This is a genomic window from Oscillatoria sp. HE19RPO (genome assembly GCF_024220515.1).
Lineage (GTDB): Bacteria > Cyanobacteriota > Cyanobacteriia > Cyanobacteriales > Laspinemataceae > Laspinema.
In genome coordinates, this window is the sequence record NZ_JAMXOT010000419.1 from 1 (window position 1) to 6,552 (window position 6,552).

Here is a 6,552-nt window from a genome sequence, read left to right on the forward strand (position 1 = left end):
AACAAATAAATCATCCTTGCTTTGATGCGATCGCACCTAACAAGGCTCTTTTAGCCCGCGCAGGCACCGCTTTGTCCGTGTAGCCCCAGGCTTGAGCCTGCGGGTTTTTTGAAGGTTTTATTTTTTGGAGTTCCCTTATTGATCGGGAGTGTTTCAGGAGGGTCTTCCCAGAGGAACCCGAAATCCTAGTCCGGGGGTGCAGGAGGGGGAAGAACAACCGAGTTTTGTCCCCCCATTGCGGGCCAGAAAGCCTCTAAAATTGGATAAAAAAGCCGGGGTCTTGTCCGTAGGATCTAAAATAAGGGGACCCGCATCGGAGCAGACCAGTCCCGGATAGCGGTTCCCACCGTTATGCGCTTACATTGTTGTCCATTCCATAAGCAGGAATAACAAGCTTGGGGTTTTTCCGGATAAGGCATAGAGTAAGATAAGGGTTAGTCAGGGCGTTGAATTACGTCGCCAGGGAAATGAGCAAGACTTGCCGAGTTGCGGTTAACTGCGTGAGTCAGACTAAACTAAAGCCCAAGTGTGGTTCAACTTAATCTTGAAACCAAGCAGGGCGACAAACGAAACTCTCGCTTTTCGCCATTTCCATTGAACCGACAGCACCCACAGGCCACGAGGACTCAATTGGCAGCGTCATGTTTATTCTGAAACGGCAGGATGTTGAAATAACGGGTATTCAGCACCCCAAAACGGGTCAGCAAATACCGATTTTGAACTATCAAGGTCAGACCTTTCGCTTAATTAACGTGTTTAGCGCTCAACAGGCGGATGAGGCAAGGGCCTTTTGGAGGGACCTAACGGATAACCGTGGGAAAGCTTGCGTACTGCTTGAAGAGACCGATCGATACAGTGTTTGGGGCAAAATCCGTCTGGACCAACTGACAGAGGATGCTCATGGAGGGGTAGCAGCAGCGCCCCTGTACACCCAAGCCTGTCTTTTAATGTTACAAGCGGTTTTCTTTGACATAGAAGACTTGCTGGGCAATCGGCAAGCGGGTTCATTTGAAAAGGACATTGCTGAGACCTTTAAAAAATGGCGCTTCCCTCAAGCGGAATCACCGGATGCGGTTAACCAGTTGCTCAATATGGATCCTTTGAGCGGCGCTCAAGTCCCGTCTTGGCAAGAGCATCATTTGAATACCTTGTTGCAAGAGCTCTATCGCTTAGGCAAAGCCTATTTTGGGAATACCAGCTTTGTAGAACGAGCCTTAGATATCTTGGAAGATATGCCTTCTGCGGAACGCAAGCAGTTTAGAGATTGGCTTGGACAATCTCCCCTCGGTGAGATGTGGTCCCTATCTTGAGAGAGGGTTCTTTCAAGTGGGTTCTGTGATCTTGTCGTTAACAAACGGCTCTCTAGGCAAGCCCTTGGTCGTTTCTACGTTTAAGAAAGTCCTAGACCCCAAGACCGATGCCCCGTTAGCAATTTGGGAATTTCTATGCGAACGACTTCAGAAAAGTTAACCAGTTCTCAACCTTTGTTTACAGCTCAGACCCTGGTGATTACTGGAATCGCCTGGGCTGTTTTAGCTTTGTTGTTTTTTTTGTTATTTAGCGTACCGGAAGCTCCTGGAATGGGGAGACCCTTGTGGTACTCAATCGGTACGTTAATATTTGAATTAGTCGCTTTCTTGGGCGCTGCAATTCTCTGTTTTAGAAATTGGCGCGCTCCCCAAATTGTCAGTGGACGGAATGTCTGGCTGGCGATTGGGATTGGAATGCTGTGCTATTTTCTAGGCGGCGTGTTATTTGGCTTATGGGAGTTGTATTGGAATCTGGCCCCGGATGTGTCTTTGGGGGATTTCTTTTATGCAATTACCTATATTGCCCTAACCGTGGGGATGGTTCTGGCGGTCTCAGGCCGCAAGCTGAATTTAGAAATTTGGCAGTGGGCCGTCCTCGGGGCGATCGCCTTGGCTGGGATCGCGTTAGCCTACTGGCTGGCTGTGGCTGAACCGATTGAGGTCCCCGAGGCCGCTTCACCCCAGGCGATCGAGCAGGTGGCTTCGCCAGCTACCGGATCCGGGACACAGGCTCCTGCTCCTGCCTCCAGCACCCCGCAAACGGCTCCGGCCTTCATTGTGGCCATTGACCAAGCCCTGACTCCAGTGGCTTACTATGTGAATTTGTTCTATGTGATCATGGATGTCTTGCTCCTGATCCTGGCAACTGCACTGTTGTTAGCCTTCTGGGGAGGACGGTTCTCTCAGTCTTGGCGGATGATTGCGGCGGCGACTTTTTCCCTCTATATTGCCGATATGTGGTTTAAGTACGCCGATGTGCGCGTCGCCAACTACGAAAGTGGCAGTCTTTTGGAAGTCTTCTGGATTTTCAGTGCGGTTCTTTTCGCCATTGGTGCAGTCTTGGAATACGATATCTCTACTCGTTCTCGTTCTCGGGGGCGCAGAAGAGGCGGGTCCTCGGATTAACCCAACCCCTGCGATCCCTACTCCGACTCGGCTAAAATCCCTTGTCCGAAACGAGGCTGCTCTATAACTCGCCCTTAATCCCACAATGGCATGATATTCTAGTCCTCCCCCATTCGGACAATGGCCGCGCTAAGATGGCGCTCATCTCCCTTTAAGCGCGTTCAATGCCTCCGACTCTCGTCCAAATGTTTACCCCCGATGATGCGGCATGAGTTCTCGAAAACTATCTGAATCTGACAAAAGCGACATTATCGACCTGTATCGACAGCCTGGAGAAACAACTTTAACCCTGGCAAGTCGTTACGGTGTCAGTAGCTCGACAATTAGCCGCATCCTCAAAAGCACGTTATCTGAAGAGGAATATGAATCCCTCATCCAACAAAAGCGCTCTGGTCGCTTCGTGACGAGCGATCCAGACCCCCAGGATGAGACAGAGGAAGGCGAGCAGCCCTTAGCTGTTCCTGCTAAAAAACGCATTCGCCTGCGTTCTGCTTCTGATGGTGCTGAGGAAGAAGATAAAAACGAGCTTGAACTCCCAGTGTCAGGCTTTAGCGATCGCTATCCCAGGAGCGAAACTAGCGCCCTTCAGGAAATGTTGGGAGAAGACATCCTGGATGAGGACGATGAGGACGACGATGAGGAGGATGACGAAGAATTAGAGGATGAGGACGATGAGGACGACGATGAGGAGTGGGAGGATGATGAACCCCTGTTGCGGCGACGTTCTCATCGGACCTCTACCGTCGTTGAAGTCTTACCCCTAGCAGAAGCTGAACTTCCCAAAATCTGTTATGTGGTTGTAGACAAAGGGGGGGATTTAATTACTCGTCCTCTCAAAGAGTTTGCCGAACTCGGACAAATTCCCGCTCAAGAGTCTTATGAAAGAACTCTGCCGGTTTTTGACAATCACCGAGTCGCTCGGCGCTTTTCGGCCCGAAACCAACGGGTGATTAAGGTTCCCGATGGGCGGATGCTGCAAAAAACTAGCGTTTATTTGCAATCTAAGGGAATTACCCGTTTACTCATTGATGGTCAAGTTTACTCTCTGTAAGGGTCAATCCAGGCTGGGACTAGGGACGGCCCCCTTGCTCCCGAAGCCCTGTTGATGCACCAATGGCCTTCTGCCCTGAAGCTAGGTTCTCTGGGGAACTAGAGGCAGCCTCCGGATCCTTCGGGAACACCCGGTTTCTGAGTCCTGCATGAATGCTTTACCGAGGCCCTCGGGTCTACAGGTCTTCGGCATTGGGCTGATCTAGACCGATCGCCAGTTGATAAATCTGGCGACGGGGAAGTTCGGTTTCCTGCGCCAATTGCCGGGTGGCTTCGGACCGGGTAAGTCCCTGGGCGATCGCCTTTTGTAATGCCGCCTTGAGGGTCTCTTCTGAAAAAACGGGGGTTGCGCAGTCGCCCCCGTTAATGACTAAGGTAAATTCTCCTTTGGGTTGACAATGGTCGCTATAATGTGCTATGGCCTCGGCAATTGTTCCCCTCCAAAACTCTTCATGCAGTTTCGTTAACTCTCGCCCTAACACCAAGGCGCGATCGCCCCCCAAGATTTTCTCTAAATCCCGTAATGTTTTGAGCAACCGATGAGGCGCTTCATAAAACACCATCGCCCTCATCTCTCCCTTTAACCCCTGCAACTGCTGAATACGTTCTTTTCCCTTCACCGGCAAAAACCCCTCAAAAGTAAATCGAGAGGCGGGTAAACCCGCTGCACTAATCGCCGTAATGCAGGCAGTCGGTCCCGGAATTGGCACCACCCCAATTCCTTGTTCCAGACAAGCTTTGACGAGTTCATATCCGGGATCGGAGATTCCGGGCATTCCGGCATCGGTGACGAGGGCGATCGCCTCCCCCTGCGCTAACCGATTCACTAATTCTGGAATTCGCTGTTGCCGGTTATGTTCGTGATAGCTAATTTGCCGTGTTTTAATTTGAAAATGATGCAACAACTTCCCCGTGTGACGGGTATCCTCAGCGGCGATCGCATCCACTTCCTGCAAAATTCGCACCGCCCGGAATGTCATATCTTCCAGATTCCCAATGGGCGTTCCCACGATATAAAGTGTGCCTAGTTTTGAATCAATTTCCATGAATAACGGACTAAATTTTTCCCAAGTTTAATTTGGACAATGTAACCAATGGATCAACTTAAACTCCTGAAGCGGATTCCTTGCTCATCCGCATCCCAATTCATGATAAAGTATGAAGCCCAGAAGATTTTGAAGGAATGAAAAAATCTGCAAGTCTTGAACCGGGAGGATGAAACTCTGAAAAAACAAGGATTGTTTATCGGCTTAGTCACCCTGGACGCGATCTATTTAAGCGCAGGAGTGCCTCAAAACAATCAGAAAATTGTGGCGACTGACTCGACGATCAATGCGGGGGGACCGGCAACCAATGCGGCGATCGCCTTTAGCTATCTTGGCAATCAGTCAACCCTGGTAGGGGCAGTTGGACAACATCCCCTCACCGCCATTATTTATGGGGAATTAGAACGGTATGGGGTGGCGATCGCCGATTTGGACCCTCACCGTACCGAACCCCCACCCCTATCTTCGATTATTGTCACCCAAGCCACCGGCGATCGGGCGGTTATTTCCATCAATGCCACAAAATCTCAAATCCTGGGCGATCGTCTACCCCTTGATTCCTGGGAACAGTTTAACATAGTTCTAATCGATGGACATCAAATGTCCGTCAGTCAACGGATCGCCCAAATCAGTCACGCCCAAACCATCCCCGTCGTCCTGGATGGAGGAAGCTGGAAACCCGGATTGGAAACCCTTCTCCCCTTTGTAGATTATGCCTTATGTTCCAGCAATTTTTATCCCCCAAACTGCCACAATGCCTCCGAAGTTTTCACCTATCTTGCCAACCTAGGAATTCCCCATATCGCCATGACTAACGGGGAAAACCCTATTCAATACCTCAGCCAAGGTATCCCGGGTTGGGTAGAAGTTCCTAAAGTCAAAGTCATTGATACATTAGGGGCCGGTGATATTTTTCATGGGGCATTTTGTCATCATATTTTACAAGAACCATTTCCCCGGGCATTAGCTTCTGCTGCAAAAATTGCCTCCGATGCTTGTCAAGTCTTTGGGGCACGCCCGCGCAATAACCTCACCTAAAGCCGGTCATAACCTATCTCTTTAGAAGGATTTGACAGGGATTTGAATGGATTAAACTTAACACAAAAAGCCTGGAAAGGAAGCCAAGCCATGAACACCCGAGAACAATTCCTGCGGCTCTCTCCTCGTAATCCGTGGATTGGTTGGGGATTAGGAGTCTTTTACTTGATCTGTGCCTGTCTATCCCTGCTCTTTATTCCGATTGGGACCGCGATGATTTGGATTGCGATGACCAGTCCATTACTGATTATTGCCGATGAATTATGTGCCGCTATAGAAATTAGTAATACCCGAATTGTGCGGCGCAGTCCTCTGAGTCCGAGGCTGATTATCCCTTGGGTTGATGTCAAACGAGCTATTTTAGTGTCTAATCGTAAAAATAATCGATTAGTTTATATTCAAGCGCGGGAACCGTTACGGTATTCTATTTCTTTTAACAGTAAGCAAAAAAAATTTCGAGATGGATTGCGCGTCCTTTTTGAAATTGCCGAAGCGAAGCGGATTGATATTGAAATTAAAGGATTGTCCCGGCGTCGAGATTGGAAACAATGGGCTTATCTAGAACATTGAAGGGATTAATATTAAGCCATCCTAGCTTTTTAGATAATTTAGCTACAAAAGCCTGCTTTATAAAAACTAGACGCTGACAGGAGTTACCCATCACCTCGATAGAGAGTTGGGGAAGTTTATTTGGGTGAGTTTACCGGGCTTATATAACATCTAAATGAAGGGTCGCAATGATTTAGATCCGCCTATATATCTCTTTTCTCCACCTTATGGGGAAGTCCGGTTCGAGTCTAATTATTGGGGTTTTCCCTATAGAGGTGTTGAGGGCATTTTTCCAGTAAGGGGATTCCAACAAATAAATCATCCTTGCTTTGATGCGATCGCACCTAACAAGGCTCTTTTAGCCCGCGCAGGCGGGCTTTGTCCGTGTAGCCCCAGGCTTGAGCCTGCGGGTTTTTTGAAGGTTTTATTTTTTG

The 6,552-nt window shown here is 49.1% G+C and carries 6 protein-coding genes; 5 read left to right on the top strand and 1 reads right to left on the bottom strand.

All coding sequences use genetic code 11. The features are described from left to right. Positions 1–641: 641 nt before the first annotated feature. The 3 genes from NG833_RS28400 to NG833_RS28410 all read left to right on the top strand — a co-directional run bounded on the left by NG833_RS28400 (position 642) and on the right by NG833_RS28410 (position 3,486). Positions 642–1,310, top strand: a complete 669-nt coding sequence (locus NG833_RS28400) for an Npun_F0813 family protein (RefSeq protein WP_254568627.1) — start codon at positions 642–644, stop codon at positions 1,308–1,310. 135 nt (positions 1,311–1,445) lie between these two features. Continuing rightward, positions 1,446–2,435 carry a hypothetical protein gene (locus NG833_RS28405; protein WP_254568628.1) on the top strand — a complete coding sequence of 330 codons (990 nt, stop codon included), beginning with the start codon at positions 1,446–1,448 and terminating at the stop codon, positions 2,433–2,435. A gap of 208 nt (positions 2,436–2,643) precedes the next feature. Continuing rightward, positions 2,644–3,486, top strand: coding sequence for a transposase (locus NG833_RS28410; protein WP_254568629.1), 843 nt, complete (start codon positions 2,644–2,646; stop codon positions 3,484–3,486). A gap of 175 nt (positions 3,487–3,661) precedes the next feature. Here NG833_RS28410 and rsmI read toward each other — a convergent pair whose 3' ends face one another. Continuing rightward, positions 3,662–4,531 (bottom strand): 16S rRNA (cytidine(1402)-2'-O)-methyltransferase, encoded by an 870-nt coding sequence (gene rsmI / locus NG833_RS28415; RefSeq protein WP_254568630.1) that lies wholly within the window; start codon positions 4,529–4,531, stop codon positions 3,662–3,664. A gap of 156 nt (positions 4,532–4,687) precedes the next feature. Here rsmI and NG833_RS28420 point away from each other — a divergent pair, with 156 nt between their 5' ends. Then, on the top strand, positions 4,688–5,569 hold the full coding sequence (locus NG833_RS28420; protein WP_254568631.1) for a sugar kinase: 882 nt from the start codon (positions 4,688–4,690) through the stop codon (positions 5,567–5,569). A 90-nt stretch (positions 5,570–5,659) separates the two neighbouring features. After that, positions 5,660–6,139 carry a hypothetical protein gene (locus tag NG833_RS28425; RefSeq protein ID WP_254568632.1) on the top strand — a complete coding sequence of 160 codons (480 nt, stop codon included), beginning with the start codon at positions 5,660–5,662 and terminating at the stop codon, positions 6,137–6,139. The last annotated feature ends 413 nt before the right edge of the window (positions 6,140–6,552 follow it).